Annotated in this window: 14 protein-coding genes and 1 tRNA gene; 8 read left to right on the forward strand and 7 right to left on the reverse strand. The window is 41.5% G+C overall.

Annotated elements, in window-relative coordinates; genetic code table 11:
- Positions 1 to 317: 317 nt before the first annotated feature.
- Genes BN3283_RS01150 through BN3283_RS01165 form a run of 4 tightly spaced genes read right to left on the reverse strand, consistent with a single transcriptional unit; the run spans position 318 to position 4,502 of the window.
- Complete coding sequence (locus BN3283_RS01150; RefSeq protein WP_041502434.1) at positions 318 to 1,652, reverse strand: ABC transporter permease; 1,335 nt, start codon at positions 1,650 to 1,652, stop codon at positions 318 to 320.
- A 12-nt stretch (positions 1,653 to 1,664) separates the two neighbouring features.
- On the reverse strand, positions 1,665 to 2,582 hold the full coding sequence (locus BN3283_RS01155; RefSeq protein ID WP_041502433.1) for an ABC transporter ATP-binding protein: 918 nt from the start codon (positions 2,580 to 2,582) through the stop codon (positions 1,665 to 1,667).
- 43 nt (positions 2,583 to 2,625) lie between these two features.
- Positions 2,626 to 2,940 (reverse strand): acyl-CoA carboxylase biotin carboxyl carrier protein subunit, encoded by a 315-nt coding sequence (locus tag BN3283_RS01160; RefSeq protein WP_041502432.1) that lies wholly within the window; start codon positions 2,938 to 2,940, stop codon positions 2,626 to 2,628.
- A gap of 17 nt (positions 2,941 to 2,957) precedes the next feature.
- The gene (locus BN3283_RS01165; protein ID WP_041502431.1) at positions 2,958 to 4,502 is read right to left on the reverse strand and encodes an acyl-CoA carboxylase subunit beta; all 1,545 of its coding nucleotides are present in this window, start codon (positions 4,500 to 4,502) and stop codon (positions 2,958 to 2,960) included.
- 355 nt (positions 4,503 to 4,857) lie between these two features.
- Between BN3283_RS01165 and BN3283_RS01170 the strand changes: the two genes are divergently transcribed.
- From BN3283_RS01170 to BN3283_RS01195, 6 genes are all read left to right on the forward strand, one after another.
- On the forward strand, positions 4,858 to 9,606 hold the full coding sequence (locus BN3283_RS01170; protein ID WP_059025376.1) for a translocation/assembly module TamB domain-containing protein: 4,749 nt from the start codon (positions 4,858 to 4,860) through the stop codon (positions 9,604 to 9,606).
- Position 9,607: 1 nt separating this feature from the next.
- Positions 9,608 to 11,989, forward strand: coding sequence for a translocation and assembly module lipoprotein TamL (gene tamL / locus BN3283_RS01175; RefSeq protein ID WP_082667038.1), 2,382 nt, complete (start codon positions 9,608 to 9,610; stop codon positions 11,987 to 11,989).
- A 215-nt stretch (positions 11,990 to 12,204) separates the two neighbouring features.
- Positions 12,205 to 12,588, forward strand: coding sequence for a helix-turn-helix domain-containing protein (locus tag BN3283_RS01180; protein ID WP_052634402.1), 384 nt, complete (start codon positions 12,205 to 12,207; stop codon positions 12,586 to 12,588).
- A 368-nt stretch (positions 12,589 to 12,956) separates the two neighbouring features.
- Positions 12,957 to 13,370: a hypothetical protein gene (locus tag BN3283_RS01185; protein ID WP_041502429.1), complete on the forward strand. Its 414-nt coding sequence runs from the start codon at positions 12,957 to 12,959 to the stop codon at positions 13,368 to 13,370.
- Positions 13,345 to 14,640 carry a DUF3440 domain-containing protein gene (locus tag BN3283_RS01190; RefSeq protein WP_041502428.1) on the forward strand — a complete coding sequence of 432 codons (1,296 nt, stop codon included), beginning with the start codon at positions 13,345 to 13,347 and terminating at the stop codon, positions 14,638 to 14,640. The genes BN3283_RS01185 and BN3283_RS01190 overlap by 26 nt, the downstream gene beginning before the upstream one ends.
- Positions 14,633 to 15,154 carry an IbrB-like domain-containing protein gene (locus BN3283_RS01195; RefSeq protein WP_041502427.1) on the forward strand — a complete coding sequence of 174 codons (522 nt, stop codon included), beginning with the start codon at positions 14,633 to 14,635 and terminating at the stop codon, positions 15,152 to 15,154. Before BN3283_RS01190 ends, BN3283_RS01195 begins: the two co-directional genes overlap by 8 nt.
- 243 nt (positions 15,155 to 15,397) lie before the next feature.
- On the opposite strand, the gene BN3283_RS01200 is transcribed toward BN3283_RS01195, so the two are convergent.
- Positions 15,398 to 15,485, reverse strand: a tRNA-Ser gene (locus BN3283_RS01200).
- A 341-nt stretch (positions 15,486 to 15,826) separates the two neighbouring features.
- Here BN3283_RS01200 and BN3283_RS01205 point away from each other — a divergent pair.
- Together BN3283_RS01205 and BN3283_RS01210 are read left to right on the forward strand one after the other, a co-directional pair.
- Entirely contained in the window at positions 15,827 to 16,360 is a 534-nt protein-coding gene (locus tag BN3283_RS01205; RefSeq protein ID WP_041502426.1) for a DUF5063 domain-containing protein, read from the forward strand.
- A gap of 3 nt (positions 16,361 to 16,363) precedes the next feature.
- Positions 16,364 to 16,981, forward strand: coding sequence for a 3'-5' exonuclease (locus tag BN3283_RS01210; protein WP_059025377.1), 618 nt, complete (start codon positions 16,364 to 16,366; stop codon positions 16,979 to 16,981).
- Here the strand turns inward: BN3283_RS01210 and BN3283_RS01215 are convergent.
- Together BN3283_RS01215 and BN3283_RS01220 are read right to left on the reverse strand one after the other, a co-directional pair.
- The gene (locus BN3283_RS01215) at positions 16,970 to 18,103 is read right to left on the reverse strand and encodes a hybrid sensor histidine kinase/response regulator (protein ID WP_059025378.1); all 1,134 of its coding nucleotides are present in this window, start codon (positions 18,101 to 18,103) and stop codon (positions 16,970 to 16,972) included. The genes BN3283_RS01210 and BN3283_RS01215 overlap by 12 nt on opposite strands.
- On the reverse strand, positions 18,093 to 19,181 hold the full coding sequence (locus tag BN3283_RS01220; protein ID WP_059025379.1) for a PAS domain S-box protein: 1,089 nt from the start codon (positions 19,179 to 19,181) through the stop codon (positions 18,093 to 18,095). Before BN3283_RS01220 ends, BN3283_RS01215 begins: the two co-directional genes overlap by 11 nt.
- Between the last annotated feature and the right edge of the window lie 130 nt (positions 19,182 to 19,311).

The raw sequence follows: 19,311 nt of genomic DNA on the forward strand, positions 1-19,311 counted from the left end.
GTGTCCGTCTTATTATATAAGAGCAGGGAATTCCTCGCACGTGTATTTATCCGTGTATACTTTGGCAAAGTGAGGAACCCTGCTCTTTTTTTGTACGAGCAAAAGTAACAGAAACAGATAGGATATACAAAATAAGAACTGGTTTTAGTTCGAAAAAAGATCGCTTAGAGTATACGTGATATGTAGCATAGGGTTACCGGGAGGCAGGAAAGACTACATTTCTCTATAGGAATTTAAAGATGCGGTTGAGAGATAAGTGTTCATGTTGGTGACAGAGGTGGTGTTGTTGACCGGGTAGTGACCCTACCCGGTTTCGTTTAATATTTTAACCATTTGTACAATTCTTTCCAGGTGACCTTTTTGCCGTACATTAGAATTCCGATGCGGTAGATCTTGCCGGATAACCAGGTGAAGAACAGGAAGGCGGCCACCAACAAGAGCATGGAGGTTATAATTTCCCACGTGGGAACTCCGAAAGGAATTCGGACAAGCATGACAACGGGAGAGGTAAACGGAATCAACGAACCCCAGAATGCGATCGACGAGTCCGGATTTTTCATGGCAGCGATACCAATATAGAAAGCAACGACTAAGATAATGGACAGAGGCGTCATAAATTGTTGAGAGTCCGTTTCGTTATCGACGGCGGCGCCTATGGCTGCAAACAGAGAAGCGTATAATAGGTATCCTCCCATGAAATAGAAAAGAAAGGCTCCGATGAATTTGAGGATAAATGACGGGTCTATCGTCTTCACGAGGCTTTGAATAACGGCAAGTTGCTGCGGGTTGAAGGTTGAGTCTTGGGCCATTATTCCTAAATCGGTCGCATTCTTCAGAGCTTCTATATCTATATTAGGCATGAAAACGATCTGTACGATAATGATTACGAGCAAGCATATTACGATCCAGATCAGGAACTGCAAAAGACCGACAGCGGCAACCCCGATGATCTTACCCAGGAGAAATTGGAAAGGTTTTACGGAAGAGACGAGCACTTCTATAATCCGGTTCGTTTTTTCTTCAATAACACCTTTTAAAACTTGGGAGGCATACATGAAAATAAAGAAGTAGATGATTATGCCCGGAACAAGTCCTATGATCGAGGCAATTTCGGAGGAACTTTCTTTGGCGTCACCTTTTTCCGATACGACCATCGTGCGAACCAATACCGGTGTTCGCGTGTTTTGTAATTTTTCTTCTAAATCGGGAATTTGGCTTTCCGCGATGACTCGAGAACGTTTGATATTTTCAATTTTCTGACGCAATTGGGCCGAAAACTCGTTCTTTAGCTCCATGGGGACCTGTGAGAAAGAGTAAATAGAAAATTCGCCGTCACGCATGACCTCTTTCGGGATGATTGTGATGGCGTAAAAATTGTTTTGTTTCAAATATCGGGCGAAATCACTTTCCGGAATATCCTGGTCCAAATAGGTGAAACTGGTATTGTTAATCTGCTCGAACGGTTGTTCGATAGAAGAGTGGTTGATGACGGCGACGTCTCGTTTTTGCTGGTCGTTTCTTAATAACATCCACATTAAGAAGGCGTAAAATAAAGCAAAAAGAATCGGAACGAAGATGGTGACGATCAGGAATGTTTTTTTACGAACTCTTGTCGTGAACTCCCGGTTGATAATAATTAAAATCTTGTTCATAATAGTTTGATCTTATTGCTCTTTTACCAATTTAATAAAAATATCATTCATTCCGGGAATGATTTTTTGGAATGAAATGACTTCTGTTTCGGGTAATACTCTGTTTAATAAGATATTCGAAGTACAAGGCCGTGTTTGTTGCAGGACGATTTCCTGGATGTCTCCTTCTACCCGTTGAGATATGATTTCAAATTCGTTTCCGAGGATTTGTTCCGGAAAAAATGAAGGATTGTACCTACAGGTTAATTTATAGGTGTTGTTCGCGTATTTTTCCCGGATTCGGTTAATGGGCCCCTCTATAATCTTCCGGGATTTGTTAATCAAAGCGATATGGCTGCAAATTTCTTCGACAGACGCCATATTATGAGTAGAGAAAATGATGGTTGTCCCTTTACGTCGTAACTCCAGGATTTCTTTTTTCAATAGCTCTACATTGATGGGGTCAAATCCGCTGAAAGGTTCGTCGAAGATTAACAATTCCGGTTCGTGGAGGACTGTGGTGATGAATTGAACCTTCTGTGCCATGCCTTTTGATAATTCTTCCACTTTTTTATCCCACCAATTTCCGATTTCAAATTTTTCAAACCACATTTTTAATCGGTCTATCGCTTCTTTTTTGCTTATTCCCTTAAGGCGAGCAAGGTATACGGCTTGTTCCCCGACTTTCATTTTTTTGTACAATCCCCGTTCTTCCGGCAAATAACCGATATGGTTGACGTCTGACCGTTGTAGGGGATTACCTTTGAATAACAATTCTCCGGAATCAGGAGCGGTGATTTGGTTGATGATTCGGATTAAAGAGGTTTTTCCTGCTCCATTGGGACCTAACAGACCGTAAATTGAACCTTCCGGAATGTCAATGGAAACATGGTCTAAAGCTACGTGTTGGGTATAAGTTTTAACGATGTCTATCGCTTTAAAGAAACTCATGATGTAAGGTTGGTTTAAAGCCGCCCCGAAGGGCGGCTTTTCGTTATTCTATCTCGAACATTGACGTGTTTTTAGGAAGTTTGTCTCCTTTTTTCACATGGATTTTTTTCACATGTCCGGAAATCGGAGCAAGCACTTTATTGTGCATCTTCATGGCTTCCAGCAGGCATAACAAATCACCTGCTTCGACCTCTTGCCCCTCTTGAACGTAGATATCAATAATAGATCCCGGAATGTAAGTTGTAACATTTCCCGGATTTGGCTTTTCCCATTTCTGGCGATTCGTGAATTTTGTCGTCAGATGGGTCTTGTATTTTAACCCGTCGATTTCCAGGCTATCGTATTTACAATTACTCATCGTGGTATGTTTTAAAATTAAAATGGAGGAATCCCGTGTTTTTTAGCAGGAGTCATTACCGATTTATTGCTGGATACCTCGATGGAGTGTTTTAATATTTTCCTGGTTTCTTCCGGTTCGATAACAGAGTCTATGTATCCTTTAGATGCGGCAACATAAGGATTTGCAAATTTTTCCCGGTATTCGGCTACCTTGATTTTGCGCATCTCTTCCGGATTCTCGGCCGACATGATCTCTTTTCTAAAAATAATGTTGGCAGCACCTTCAGGACCCATTACCGCAATTTCTGCCGTTGGCCAAGCGAACATGAAGTCTGCTTTCAAATGGCGCGAGTTCATGGCAATGTAACCTCCACCATAGGCTTTTCTCAAGATAACGGTTACTTTGGGTACGGTAGCTTCGCTATAGGCATATAAAACTTTTGCCCCATGACGAATAACTCCCATGTGTTCTTGTTCGGTCCCCGGTAAATATCCCGGCATATCCTCGAAAGTTACCAATGGAATATTGAAAGCGTCGCAGAAACGGATAAATCTTCCGGCTTTATCAGAGGAATCGCAGTCCAGTACACCTGCCAATACACAAGGCTGGTTGGCGACGAAACCGATTGTTTCTCCGTCGATACGACCGAAACCTACAACGATATTCTGTGCAAATTCTTGTTGAACTTCCAAGAAATCCGAGTCATCGGCAACAGCCCTGATGACGTCTCTCACGTCATAAGGTTGAGTCGGATCTGATGGAACTATTTTTTCGATTTTATATTCCGGTTTTGGAGGTTTAGGAGGGAATGGCTTTGCTTTCGCCTGATTACTCCACGGAATGAAGGTTAATAGCTTTTTGATTTGCTCAAAACATTCGTGCTCGGTTGATGCGAAGAAATGGGCGTTTCCACTGACCTGGCTATGTACTTTTGCACCGCCTAACTCTTCCATGGAAATCTCTTCTCCCAAAACTGTTTTCACGACTTCGGGTCCAGTAATAAACATTTTAGAGATATTATCTACCACGAAAACGAAGTCTGTCAAAGCTGGAGAATAAACAGCTCCTCCTGCACAAGGACCTAAAATAACAGATAGTTGGGGGATTACTCCGGATGCTTGGGTATTACGGAAAAAAATTTCTCCGTATCCGGCTAAAGAGTCGACTCCTTCTTGAATACGCGCTCCACCGGAATCATTGATACCGATTAAAGGCATACGCATTTTTAAGGCATGGTCCATGATTTTGGTGATTTTGCGGGCATGCATAAGTCCTAAAGAACCTCCTGCTACCGTAAAATCTTGTGCATAAATACATACAGGTTCACCATAAATGGTACCGGTACCGATGATTACACCGTCCCCGTGAAGAACCTTTTTATCCATGTCAAAATCTTTTGCCTGATGCTCTACGAACATGTCGTATTCGTGGAAAGAATCTTTGTCGAGAATGGCTTCAATTCGTTCGCGAGCTGTCAGTTTTCCCATGGCAACTTGCTTCTTAATCGCCTCTTCGCCACCTCCTTGAAGAACAATCTCTTTTCTCTTTCTTAAATCAAGAACATTTCTTTTAAGTGACATATTTTACATTTTGGTTAATAAATAATGTGTCATTCTTTTTTAGAAAAAACACATCTACCAGCTTGCAAGATTACGAAAAAAAAACGAGGAAAAAAACTGCCTGAATCGAGATTTGATATAATGATTTGATAATTAAATGCTTATTCGCTGTTTTTTGAGAAGAGCAAATGAACGGGTTTTCGTAACTTGTATTTCGGGTTATTCGTTGAAGTAAATCTAAGGATTATTCTTTCTGAACCGAGAACAGGGAGGGTTCTTGCGGGAGTGGCGGCCGAAGAGAGATTTAAGGTGTTGCAGGTAGGGATTTAAAAAGAAATAGTTGTAGTTTTGTTGAGATTTTTGACTGTAAAAGAAAATGAAAGTCTTACGTAAGGTTCTGAAATATATATTGAGAGGCGTATTGTTTTTATGGGGAGTCGTCGTACTACTCGTGCTGCTTTTGTATGTCCCTGCAGTTCAGGATTATGTAAAGACAAAAGTCGAAAGTTACGCGGCGGTAAATCTCGGAGTGAATTTATCGGTGAAAAGAGTATTGTTGAAGTTTCCCCTGGATCTTTACGTGGAGAAGGTTTATGTCGAGCAGGTAAAGGGAGATACATTACTGGCTGCTGGCCAGATTCAGGTCAATGTTTCTTTGCTAAAGTTGTTGAAAAAAGAGGTCGAGGTTCGTCGATTGCTACTGGAAAAGGTGGTCGTCCGTTTATCCGACAGCTTGTCGGGAATGAAATTAGACGTTGTTTTGGGACAATTGCGTTTGCAGTCGGGTAGAGCCGATTTAAGTCGGCAGGATGCGGAGATAAATTCATTGTCGTTAACGGATGGAAAGGTTAAATTTCGGGCGGGTGAAAGGCTGGCAGAAGTTGCCGATACGGCTACTACTCCTTTGGCATGGCGATTCTTATTGGATAAAATCTCTTTGGAGAACGTAAATTACGAGATGATGGGATTACCCGTGGGAAAGCTTCGGTCAGGAGTGGGAAGTGGGACGTTGGATGCCGGTCTGGTCGATATGGGACGTCAGTCTGTTGCGATCAGGCGATTGGAATTAAAAGGGGCTTATTGTGAACTTCGGACCACTGAACAGGAAGAGAAAACGGGCAACGCGGTTTCTGTCGTCCGGGAGAACGTGGCGGATACAGCGGCTTGGGAAGTAAAAATGGATGAGCTGGATCTGAAGGACGGACGTTTTAAGATGGGGCCTGAGCACGAAAATAGCATGGCATTCCCGGAGGTGATCGATATCAATTCTTTAGCCGTTGCGATGGATAGCATTTATAATCGCGGGACGGAGATAGCCACTGTGATTAAGAGTATCCGATTGAAAGAAAAGAACGGATTGGATATTCGTAATCTGTCGGGACGCGTGAAAATGGGAGAGCAGGTAATGATAATATCCGATTTGGCCGTAGAAACGCCGTATAGTCATTTTTCTTTACAGGCAAAAGTGGGAAGCGGCTTGTCAGGAGTGAACTCTTCTACTCCGATGGAAGTATTGGCGCAGGGGAGTGTTTCCGGTCGAGATATTGCCTTGTTTGTTCCGGATAGTAATAATCAATTGAAGAATGAATTATACGGTAAATCCATAGATTGGGGCGTAAAGGCGGAGGGAACACGAGAACGGGTCGATTTGGAATATTTGCGGGTACATTCGGATGCTTATTTTTCTGTTGACGGGAACGGAACGGTTGCTTTTTGGAATGATCCGGAACGGTTGACAGGTACATTTGATTTTATCGCGAAAATTGAAGATAGTAGTTTTTTATCTCCTTTTTTGATGAGTGATTCCACCTCCGGGTTTCGACTCCCCAGTCCGATTGAAATGGATGGAGGGGTGGTGGCATCCCATGGGGATATTAGTTTTAAATTGGGAATAACTCCCGGTAAGGGGGCGGTCGAATTGAACGGTAATTATGGATTGAAAACGGATTCGTACCGGCTTGATGTGAATATCGAACAGGTGGATCTTGCTGAATTCTTTCCTGGAGATTCCTTGGGGATGGTCTCGATGAATTTTTCCGCATCCGGACGAGGATGGGATTGGGAAAGGGCGGTGGCTACTTCAGCCATGGAATTGCAATCGTTGGTTTATCGGGGATATTTGTATGAGAATATTACTCTGAACGCTTCTCTTGAGGCCGGAAAATTAGAAGGCAAACTGCAAAGTCCGGTTGAAGATATGTCTTTGGATTTGAATTTCGGGTTAGATTCTGATCGCGGGGATTATCGTGCCGTTTTAGACGGAGAAGTTCACCGGGTCGATTTGCGGGAATTGCATTTTATGCCGGACGAGTTGGCTTTTGCATCGAGCGTCCATTTGGATGCGTCATTAAAAACGGATGGAGAGTCTTCCCTGCAGCTGCAACTCTCTGAGATCAAATTAAACCAAAAGGGGCGAAAATTGAATCTGGGCAAATTCGATCTGTCCGCTTCCAGTGGAGTAGGCCATACGGATGTGAACATGGAAACGGGTGATTTGAGGTTTTCTTTTAAAAGCTGCGAGGGAAGAGAAGAACTGATCCGTCAATTTACGGCTACGGGCGAGCGAATGGTTCAACAGATAAAAGAGTACGCCTTGGATATGGACTCCATTCGGGGAAGTTTGCCGGATTTCCGATTGTACCTTACTGCCGGAACCGACAATCTGTTGAATCAGTATTTAAAAATGAACGGTATCCTCTTTAAAAGTTTAGATGTAGATATGAGGGTTCCTCAGGGAAAAGAGTTGGATATCACGACAGAGGTACGGGGAATCGTTATGGAGAAAATGAGGGCGGACAGCTTATTGGTGCGGGTATGGCAGGAAGGAGCTGTATTGAAATACGGGCTGACTCTTTACAACTCGAAGGATATACAAGCCAATTTTTCCCGGATTTCTTTAAGCGGAGGAGCCGTTTTTGATCAATTGTATGCTCGATTGAAAGGAAATACCTTGTCAGGAAAGACGGCGGTTAACGTGGGAATGAATTTTACGTTGCGCGATAGTGTATTTACCTTTAATATTGCTTCCGATTCTTTGATTTTCGGTTACCTTCCCTGGCAAGTAAACCAGGATAATTATCTTCGTTTATCTCCGGAAAAGAGATTGTCGGCTGATTTGCAATTGACAAGCGGGCAAAAGAGATTTAAGCTGTTGTCCTTTCAGGAACCAGAGAGGTCGGGAGAAACTTTGAGTGTTGATATTCAGGGTATCGAGGTGGGATTGATTTCGGAGATGCTCCCTTTTATTCCGAATATGGCGGGAATCTTTTCTGCCGGCTTGGAGTTGAAAAACCAGGGACATGTATTGGACGTGACCGGGAATATCCGGCTTGATCAATTTTTTTATGAACACCGGAGGGTCGGCAACCTGGAGTTGGATGCAGGATATCGCTTGACGCGGGAGCAGCTTCATGAAATGGATTTTGCCTTGCATTTGGATGGAGAGAAAACCGTTTTGGCCAAAGGAAAGGTATTGACGGGGAATCAGGATAAGAACATGTCTATAGATATAGATATTCCCAAGTTCCCTTTGCGTGTGGTAAATGCTTTTATTCCTTCCGGTCTTGTCGATCTGCAAGGAGATCTGCGTGGGACGATAGCTTTTCGGGGAGATCCGGAGCATCCCCTGATTAACGGAGGAATATTATTTCAGCAAGGCCGCGTAACAGTTCTACCTGTCGGCACATTATTTCAAATCGATTCGAATCGAATCTCAATTGCAGATAATCGTTTGTCGTTTAATGGTTTCGGTCTGATAGCACCCAATCGCCAACGGATGGAATTGCAGGGAGATGTAAATTTTGCTTCGTTTTCGGATATTCGAATGAATACGACTGTAAACGCTAAAAATTTTCAAGTGATCAAGGTAAACCCGAATGATACAACCATGGTTTACGGTAAAGCTTTTATTGATCTGGACGTTCAGGTTAAAGGAGCTTTGAATGCTTTATTTATAAGGGGTAATGTAGGCCTGTTGGATAATAGCGTAATAAACTATGTTTTGAAATCATCGCCTTTGGAAGTAAATGATAAAAGCTCTAATATCGTGCGTTTTGTTTCTTTCAGGGATACGACCCTGGCGGAATTGGATGATCGTATCGGAACAATACAAAATAGTAGTTTGGATATTTTATTGCTATTGAATATTTCTCCTTTGGTTAATCTGAACGTTTTGCTTTCTGATAACGGACAGAATCGGGTCGTTATTAATGGCGGCGGAGAACTGACTTATTCTTTGAGTCCTTTGAATGAAAGTCGTTTGGTGGGTAAGTACGTTTTGACGGGCGGCTCTGTGAATTATAGTGTCCCCGTAATTGGAGAAAAGGTTTTCACGATTCAGGATGGAAATTTTGTAGAGTGGACCGGGGATATGGCTAATCCGATGTTGAATATCACGGCGGCGGAAAATATCTCGGCTAATGTTTCCGATGATAATCAAAATTCAAGGATGGTAAATTTCAAAGCATTGATACGGATTACCAATACCTTGCAGCATCCGGATATAACGTTTGATTTGGCGGCAACCGGAGATATGACCATACAAAACCAGTTGGCTGCCATGACTCCGGAAGAGCGGTCTAAAGAAGCCATGAATCTGATGATATACGGTTCTTATAACGGTCCGGGGACGGTGGCAAAATCGAACGCGTCCAATAATGCGTTGAACGGATTGATTGAAAAGGAGCTGAACCAATGGTCTCGCAGATACCTGAAAGGGATGGATTTAAGTTTTGGTATAAACACTTATAATCAGACAACAGAGTCGGGGGAAACACAGAAAACGGATTATTCGTATCAGTTTTCTAAACGACTGTTTAACAATAAGGTGCGAGTGAAAGTCGGGGGGCGCATTTCCACGGACAATGATCCGGCGGAGGGAGGTGGTGGCCTTGAAGAGAATTTGATAGACGATATTTCCGTGGAATATTTGTTTGGAAAGAATCCGAATTTTTTCTTAAAAATATTCAGGCATACCGGATATGAAAGCGTATTGGAAGGAGAGGTGACTCAAACCGGTATTGGTGTCGTTTTAAGAAAGAAATTTCAGAAATTCTTAGATTTGTTCCGGAAAAAGAGTGTGAGAGAACTTAGAAACGGAACTTTAAAAACAGAAAAAGAAAAGTAGCATGAGGGAAGAAATTTATTGGCCTGCCGCGAAAGGGAATAAACATAGGTATTACGGAGTAAATCTATTCCGGGAGGTGTTATTCTTTTGTGTTTGTGCAGGGGTTCTGTTTTTAGGGGGATGTTCTACTACGAAGAAGCTGACGGAAGGGCAGGTATTGTATACCGGGGTAAAAAAGATGAAAATCGAAACCGAAAAGGGGGTCCGATTGGAAGGTCCGAAAAGTTCTGCTATTACGGGTCCTTTGTCTTATCCTCCGAACAATCCTTTGTACTCACCTTACGTGCGGACTCCTTTTCCGATAGGTTTGTGGGTGTATAACTGGAATATTAAGAAGAAAAAAGGTTTTAAATATTGGTTGTATAAACAATTAGCGAAAAAGCCTGTCTTGATTTCGGATGTTCAACCGGATTTACGGCTTAAGGTCGTCGATTATGCGGCTAAAGATTACGGTTATTTTGGAGTGAAATCCGATTATCGATTGATCTATAATAAGCGTAATCCCAAAAAGGCGAAAATCAGCTATCATGTATATATTCCTAAAGCTTATGTGTTGGGGGATATTCATTTGTGGGGATGGGAAGGGCGGATGTCGCGTATTCTTCAAAATACGTGGGGAAGAAGTTTGTTGGTCAAAGGAAACGAATACGATCTTACCACGTTGGAGGATGAGAGGGAACGGGTGGCGACCGTTTTACGCAATAGGGGATATTATTATTTTCGCCCGGATTATATAGAGATATTGGCCGATACGACGCAGGAGAGAGGAGTCGTTGATATCCGGGTTGCTTTAAAAAGGGGCGTTCCTCAAAACGCTCTCCGACCTTACAAGATCAATCAGGTCGATTTGATACTGGAGGATTCTTTCACGGGTGTGGTTCGGGATTCTTTTTATTTTCACGGGTTTAATATAGATTACGCGAAGCCTTTGCGAATAAAACCTAAAATCATAGCTTCCTCTATTCGTTTGTTGCCGGGGGAGGTGTATTCCGCCGCCCGGCAAAATAGGACGCAGGCTAATTTGATTCGTCTGGGGATTTTTAAATACGCGAATTTGGCCGTAACTCCGGCTGATACTTTGGTCAGGGATTCTTTCGGAAAATTGGATGTAAGGATTACGGCAGCTTATGATTTGCCGATAGAAACTGAAATAGAGGTTGATGTCTCTTCGAAATCCAATAATTTACTGGGACCAGGTTTGATTTTAAGCGTTACGAATAAAAATTTATTCCGCGGCGGAGAAAATCTATCATTCCGCTTGAATGGAGCTTATGAATGGCAAACGGGAAAAAAGCAGGGAAAATCGACTTCGGGCCTGATTAATTCTTATGAAATCGGCTTGAATGCCGATTTATCCGTTCCTCGTCTGTTGGTTCCCGGCTTTATGAAACGAGAGAGGGATTTTGCGGAGAGGACACATTTTCAGTTAGGAGTGGATTTTTTAAATCGCCATACCTTTTTCCGGATGATCTCTTTTACCGGGGCTGCTAATTATAATTTCCAGTCATCTTTGAGGAAATACCATACGATTACGCCTTTAAAAATCAATTATACTTATCTGCTTCGGACCTCTTCTGCATTTGACTCGACAATGACGAATAATCCGGCCATCGCGTTGAGTTTTAAGAACCAGTTTATTCCGTCTATGTCTTATTCTTACACTTATGACCGTGCGGCTACTTCTCGGAATCCGAATCGATTTATGTGGCAGAGTACGTTGATGTCCGCCGGAAATGTTTTGTCCGGAATTTTATTCTTGACAGGTAATCGTCAGGGGAGCGGTAAAACCATATTCGGTAATCCTTACTCTCAGTTTTTGAAATTGACATCGGAAATTGTCGTGTATCGTCGAATGACGGAAAAATCGTTATTGGCTATGCGTTTATTGGGGGGAATAGGATATGCTTACGGAAATTCGGAGGTGATGCCTTATAGCGAGCAATTTTATATCGGGGGAGCCAATAGCATCCGGGCGTTTACGATTCGTTCTATCGGTCCCGGCAGCTATCATCAGGAGAGTCGTAATTCGACGGCCTATTTGGACCAGACCGGAGATATTAAATTGGAGGGAAATATCGAATATCGCTTTAAGATAGGTTATCGTTTGAACGGGGCTATCTTTTTGGATGCGGGAAACGTTTGGTTGCTTCGAAACGATCCGAAGCGTCCCGGCGGTGAATTTAAATTGAAAGGATTATGGAAAGAGATTGCGTTAGGTACCGGATTCGGTTTGCGATACGATATCAGTTACATTGTTTTAAGGGCGGATTTAGGTATTGCACTTCATACTCCGTATAAAAATCCGGATAAACGCGGGTATTATAACATTTCTAAATTTAAAGACGGGTTGGCTTTTCATTTGGCCATTGGTTATCCGTTCTGACGGAAGAGGTACGTTAATTCAATAACGTACCTCTTTTCTATGTAGACACCACCAATCTATAACATTACCATGGGAATATTGGCAATGTTATCAATAAATTGTTATATTTGTAGTAGACAGATCACAAATATAATACAATTTTAATAGTCGCGCAAATAAAATTGGATTATTTGTAAGCTGTAAGTAAAATTTTAAATGATTCTAAATAAACTATTATGGGATTTTCAGAGAGATTAAAAGAAGTTATGGATGAGAAAGGCTACACGAACTATCGTGTCGCTAAGGAGTTGAATCTATCAGCTACCACGCTTTCCAATTATTTGAACGAGCGCACTAAGCCTGATATTACAAAATTGGAAGTCATCAGTCGTTATCTTGGCGTAAACAGAAAATGGTTGATTTCCGGGGAGGGGGAAAAGGAACGTTTAGTGGCGGAAGACGGGAAACCGGAAGAAGACGAGAATACGGTTAATAGACTTTTGAATTTGTTGGAAAAACATACGGATAGTATCCGGGAGAAAGACCAACAAATATCTCAATTGATTAATACGGCAGAGTTGTTGATAAGTAAATTGCCTCCGTTAGGTAATGAAAAATAGATGTCGAAAAATCTTGGAATGGACGGAAGATCAATGATCTTCCGTTTTTTTATGTATAACGCTTACTGCTATAAGGCTGAATGTTTGTGCTTTTCTTTGTTTTTATTTGTCATAATTTTTATATCTTTGTAAAGTTTAAGTGGGTTGTATAGAATAAGGGGGGATGGGGTTATAAAACAAGTAGATTGATTATTACTCATGGTCCAGGGAATGGGTATATATTGGAACATGTGATAAAAAGTGTGGTAGTATAATATTCCGAAGGGGTGGAAGAATGGGCGTTTTAATCGTTGTGCGGTAGATGTTTATCATGGGTCATACGTGCCGGATTCCAGGTATAAAATTAAACTTTTTATCATGAGAGAATTATGAAAATTGAGAAATTGACAGGTACGGAATCCCGATTGTATGAACTGGTTGCACCTTTGGTGATGAGTCCCAATGTATTGCGTCAAAATAACAACTATCCTTTTAAAACTTCTCGAAATCATGTTTGGTTTATCGCGTGTGACGAGCGGTGGGTGTACGGTTTCGTTCCGGTAGAACTCCGAACACAACAAGCCATTATTAATAATTATTATGTAAGAGGTGATGACACGCTTTTGCTTTCTTCTTTGATTAAGGAGGTTTTAAAAGCTTTCGACCGGGAGTGTAAAATTACATCCGTGACGCTGTCCCGCCATGTTTCCGTGTTTAAAGAAAATGGTTTTCGTTCCGTGCGGGAGTGGAAACAATATGTAAAAATGGAAAAAAGTAATGAAGATGGCAAGAAACGTTTATGAGGCGGTTTTGATTCGTTTGAGTAAGATCTTTGCTGACTTTGATAATGTTTACGTCTCTTTTTCGGGAGGCAAGGACAGTGGCGTCTTGCTCAATCTTTGTATCGATTTTATTCGGCGAAACAAATTGAATCGTAAATTGGGGGTTTTTCATATGGATTACGAGGTACAATATGAAGAGACTACCCGTTACGTGGAACGGATGTTAAGTTCCAATGCCGATATCTTGGAGGTATATCATGTTTGCGTGCCGTTTAAAGTACCGACTTGTACTTCGATGTATCAGAATTTTTGGCGTCCTTGGGATGAAGAGAGTCGAGCTATTTGGGTGCGGAATTTACCTCGGGGAAGTTATACCCGAAAAGATTTTTCTTTTTACACGGAAGAGTTATGGGATTATGATTTCCAGATGCAATTCGCTCGGTGGTTTCATGAGTATAAGAAAGCGGAAAGAACCTGTTGTTTGGTGGGAATCCGGACGCAAGAGAGCTTAAATCGATGGCGTTCGATACACGGGGAGAAGAAATATTATACTTATCGGGGAATGAGATGGACGCGTAAGCTGTATGATTATGTTTATAATGCTTATCCCATATACGATTGGTTGACCACGGATGTGTGGACTGCAAATGGTAAGTTTCATTGGGACTATAATAGGTTGTACGATCTCTATTATCAGGCCGGAATACCCATTGAGAAGCAACGGGTGTCGAGTCCGTTTATCTCTCCGGCTCAAACCAGCCTGAAATTGTACAGGGTACTGGATCCCAATACCTGGGGAAAAATGGTGAATCGGGTGAACGGAATAAATTTCGTCGGGATATATGGCGGAACTTCTGCTGTCGGTTGGCAGTCCGTGAAATTACCTCAGGGACATACGTGGGTGAGCTATATGGAATTTCTGTTGCAAACCTTACCGGAAGAGACTCGACAGAATTACTTGGAAAAGTTGTCCGTGAGTATCGATTTTTGGAGGAAAAGGGGCGGTTGTTTGGCAGATAAAACGATAGAGAAATTGCGTGAAGCCGGAATAACGATAGAAGTAGGAGAAAAGAGTAACTATAAAACATTCAAAAAGCCGGTTCGCATGGAATACCTTGATGATATTGATCTGCCGGAGTTTAAAGATTTACCCACGTTTAAGCGGGTCTGTATCTGTATTTTGAAAAATGATCATGCATGTAAATACATGGGATTTGCATTGAATAAAAGCGAAAAGGAGCGTAAAAAACGCATAATGGAAAAATATCAATCGTTGTTACACTATGAGTGATTACATAAGTCCCGTATATAAAGTGATAGCCGTGCCGGTTGAAAAAGTGTGTGCCAATAATTACAATCCGAATATCGTCGCACCTCCTGAAATGAAGTTATTGGAGCTTTCTATCTGGGAGGATGGTTATACGATGCCCTGCGTATGTTATTACCTTGCCGAAAAAGATGTATATGAGCTGGTGGACGGGTATCACCGTTATCAGGTATTGAAAAACTCAAAACGTATTTACGAACGGGAAAAGGGTTTGTTGCCGATTGTCGTGATTGAAAAAGACTTGTCGAACCGGATGGCTTCCACGATACGGCATAATAGGGCAAGAGGATCGCATAGCATCGAGCTGATGACGGAGATTGTTTCCGAATTGACAAAAGCCGGTATGTCGGATGAGTGGATCCTTAAAAATATTGGTATGGATAAAGACGAGTTGTTACGATTGAAACAGATCTCCGGTTTGGCTGAACTCTTCGCCGATAAAAACTTCAGCATTCCCAAGAGAACTTTGCTTAGATAATTAAGTGATAAAGACAGTTTAGGGATTCGATGATCTTGTAATTAGGAGGTTAAACGATTGACCGCTTCCGTTGCTTGTAAGTTGTAAATCAAAATCGAACACGTGGAGACGGGGATGACTCGGGAGTTGTACTCCCTCGAGAACTCGTTACGACCCCCGTCTTGCGCTTCGTTCGAATCCCTTTAATGTAAAAAAAAGAGAATCGGTTTATTGCCAATTCTCTTTTATTTTTAACTACTTAGGCGGAGAGACGGGGATTCGAACCCCGGATACCCTTTAGGGGTATACACGCTTTCCAGGCGTGCCAGTTCAGCCACTCCTGCATCTCTCCGGATGCGGAGGCAAATATAGAAATAATTTTCTATTAACAACTCCATTCTTATCGATTTTTAACGGAAAATCAACAACGAAAATGAAATGGAAGGCGTATCAATAGTACAATTTAGTGGGGAGATATGATATGGGGATTGGAAAAGAGACTACTAGCATTAGGGTAGGAGAGAATCCCTGGTATACAATCTTGGGATTACACGTGAATGTAGATTGTTGCTAGTCTCGGTGCGGTTTTCTTCGTGATGAAGTGAACCGCACTTTTCTTTGAAACTTTTGAATCGGTCTATATAGATAGTCTGATATATTTGGTAAATTTGTGGTGAATTTAATAAAATGAATATGGACGATTTTCAGCATGTCGGTTATAGTAAAGAGGTAATCGAATTCGTGGCTGTGGCAAAGGAATTTTGTGATTTTGTTGAAGCTGCCGCGGGGGGAGGGCGAGAGCTTTTTCTTTCCAGATTGCAAAAATTTATTCCTTTGATCTATTTGAAGGGGAGTTTATTGCCTCGTTGCGAGAGTGACGAGTTGGGACTGTTGGAGGATACGGTAACGGAAGAAGATTATAATGCTTTGTATGCCGCGCTTCATCAATTGATGGGGGAACAGGATGAATACCTGGAGGTATTTGATGATAATATGCAATATAGCGAGACTCCGATTGTTAATTCCATAGCGGAGAAAGTTTGTGATGTTTATCAAGACCTGAAGAATTTTATATCGGCTTACAGGCATGGAATGACAGATGTGATAGAGGAGGCCTTGTGGCAATTGAATAATAGTTTTGAACTTTACTGGGGACGGGCATGTGCAAGTGTTTTAAGAGCTGTTCATGTAGCCGTTTTTCGAATAATGGATAATGAGGTCGAGTGATTCATGGGGAAAATTGTCATGCAAGAGTATAAAAGGAAGATAGAGCCCGATGAGGTTGAAGAGTTTCCTGTTTTTTTATATAGGGGAGAAATTATCGTGGTGGATAGACCGGAACAGGTGGCTGCTGCTGTTGCAGATTTAAGAGATAATGCTGTTTTAGGTTTCGATACGGAAACCAAGCCTTCTTTTAAGAAAGGGGTTGTTCATCAAGTGGGGTTATTGCAATTGGCGTCGAAGGAACGGGTTTATTTGTTTCGGTTGAATAAATGCGGTTTGCCTTATTCTTTACGGGAATTATTGGTGAACGAGGATGTTTTGAAGGTCGGGGTGGGAATCCGGGATGATATTCGGGCATTACGTAAAATGGCTGATTTTTTACCGGCTTCTTTTGTGGACTTGCAGTTGTTTGTAAAAGCCTTTGGTATTGAAGAGATGTCGTTTTCTAAATTGATGTCTATCGTCTTTGGCGTGAAGATTTCAAAACGGCAAAGAACATCGAATTGGGAGGCTCCCGTGTTAACGACCGCACAAATACGTTACGCGGCAACGGACGCTTGGGGGGCTTTGAGAATGTACGAAGCTTTACGTTCCGGAAAGAAGCAAAATATCTTACTTTATTGATCGCAAAGGTTTAATGGGAACAGAGAAATAGAAAGTCGTTCCTTTCCCTTCCGTTGATTCGAACCATAGTTTCCCGTGATTCAATTTTACGAATTCTTGGCTGAGTTGAAGACCTAATCCGCTGCCCTTCTCTTTCTGGGTCCCGAATGAAGTAATGTAGCTCCCTTTATCCAATAGTTTACGTTGGTCTTCCCGTTTGATGCCTTGTCCGTTGTCCTTTACGGATATAATCAATTTATTCTCGTTCTGTCGGCAGTCGACATGTATCTCTCCGTCGGGATAGGTGAATTTTATGGCATTGGAGAGCAGGTTGCGAATGACCGTATTTATCATATTCGTATCAGCATAAGCTTCAAAATGTTGTTTTACCTCGTTAAAGATCGTGATCCCTTTTGCTTTGGCGACGTTATCCAAGAGGGCGATAACCTGTTGGATCGTGGCAGTTAAATTGAATTCCCGCGGGTTCGCTTCCAGTCTCCCGTTTTGGCTGTTGCTCCATAACAGAAGGTTCTCCAGAAGAGAGAAAGCTTCATCCGTGGTTTCTATTACCATCCGTAGCAATTGGCGTATATTTTCATCCGGGATTTTGTTTTTTTGATTGTCAATTGCTTCCAGGATCATTTTGATTGTTCCGATCGGTGCCCGTAAATCATGGGCAATGACGGAATAAAGTTTATCTTTTGCCCGGACTACGTTTTGGAGTTTTTCATTTTGTCGTTCAATGATCCGTAAAGATTCCAATAGCAACAACTGATTATTTAATCTGGTGAGCAGTTCCTGTTTACTTAGTGGCTTGGAAATGAATTCGACACCTTCATATTGAGATACCATGACAAATTCTTCATGTTTATTACCTGTAGTCAGGTAGATGATTGGGATTAATTTCGTTTGTGGGTCGGATTTCAGTTTTTGAGTAATTTTCATCCCTTCCCCGTTTACGCGTGTTAAAGCTAATATGATGATGTCCGGGGATTTTGTTTTAACAATGGGAATAACTTCTTCACCCACGGGAGTCGTGATTACATTAAAAGCCTCCCGCTCGAGAATATATTTTGTTTTTTCGAGATTTGAGGCTGAATCGTCCGCGATAAGTATGGTGTATTCGTGGTAATCAATGTGCATGGGTAGTGAATTTGGGATCTATTTTTAACAATAGTTCTTCATAACGATGGTTGAATGCGAAAACCTTTTCGTGTATGCTATCCATGGAACCGTTACAATCCGATAGTTTACAATTGGACAATCCTTCCTTTATAGCAAGCCAGATCGGGTACATGTTTTGATTGAAGGCTCGTAATTCCGATTTGAATAATTCAAATTCTTTATAATATTCGGAAATATCGTGCCCGATGATATGGAGCTCTACCAAGTTTTTTTCAAGTCGAATGGAATAAATATGCCATTTCATCCATAACGTTTCTTCCCCTTTCTTTAATGGAGTGTTTATAGACAAGACTAATTCCTGATTATCCTGAAGATCTTCTATATCTTGGGTATAGGGAATCAGTGCGGGGATTAGTTCTGTAAATTTACAGCCGAGGACACTTTCCGGGTTTTTTCCGAAAAGGGAGTAGAATCTTTTATTGGAATAGTTGATATGCAATTTCCGATCGAGACGGAGGATAAAATCAATTTTGTTTTCGATGAAGTCTTGGTACAACGTGTGGTGCTTCACTAATTTGGAAAGGATAAGTTCCTTTTCAAGCGCACCTGAAAATACGCTGGCCACTTGGATTAGAAAGCGGATATCTTCCTCTTGCCATTCGTCCTTGCAATCCACCCTGCTAAGACTTAAAAACGACAGAAGATGACTGGAGATGAAGAGCGGAAGAAGAAGAGCGCAACGAACATGAGTCGCTTTCAGGATATTTTTTATACTCGGATCCGCGACGTCGTCTATATTTTTGATGTAAATATAATTATCTTCATCAAGTTGTTTTGCTAATTTTTTATCGAGTAAGAAGATGTTTTGGGACATATTGTTTTGGATGGAGGTCATCCCTTCCCTCAGCCATTCGTGAGAGATAGAAAAACTCATGTCGTGTTTTATATCGATGATATGTATTCGGTCTGCTTTCTCGTGTTCTCCCAATTTTTTTAGTGCCAGTTGAATATTCTTTTCTGATTCCAGATTTGCGGCAAGCAAAACACTTAATGCTGAAAGAAAATCCGAATCCGATGAATGTATATTGTTCTGCATATATTGTATCGATATTTTTTATTCTTTACTTTTGTTTTTACTTTTATACTTCATTCGGGTAGAACATGTTACGTTAAATCTGTTTTTTGCATTCTATTCGCATCCTTTTTCAGATTAAGATTTTTATATT

It is taken from the genome of Gabonibacter massiliensis, from assembly GCA_001487125.1.
In the GTDB taxonomy this organism is placed as follows: domain Bacteria; phylum Bacteroidota; class Bacteroidia; order Bacteroidales; family Marinifilaceae; genus Gabonibacter; species Gabonibacter massiliensis.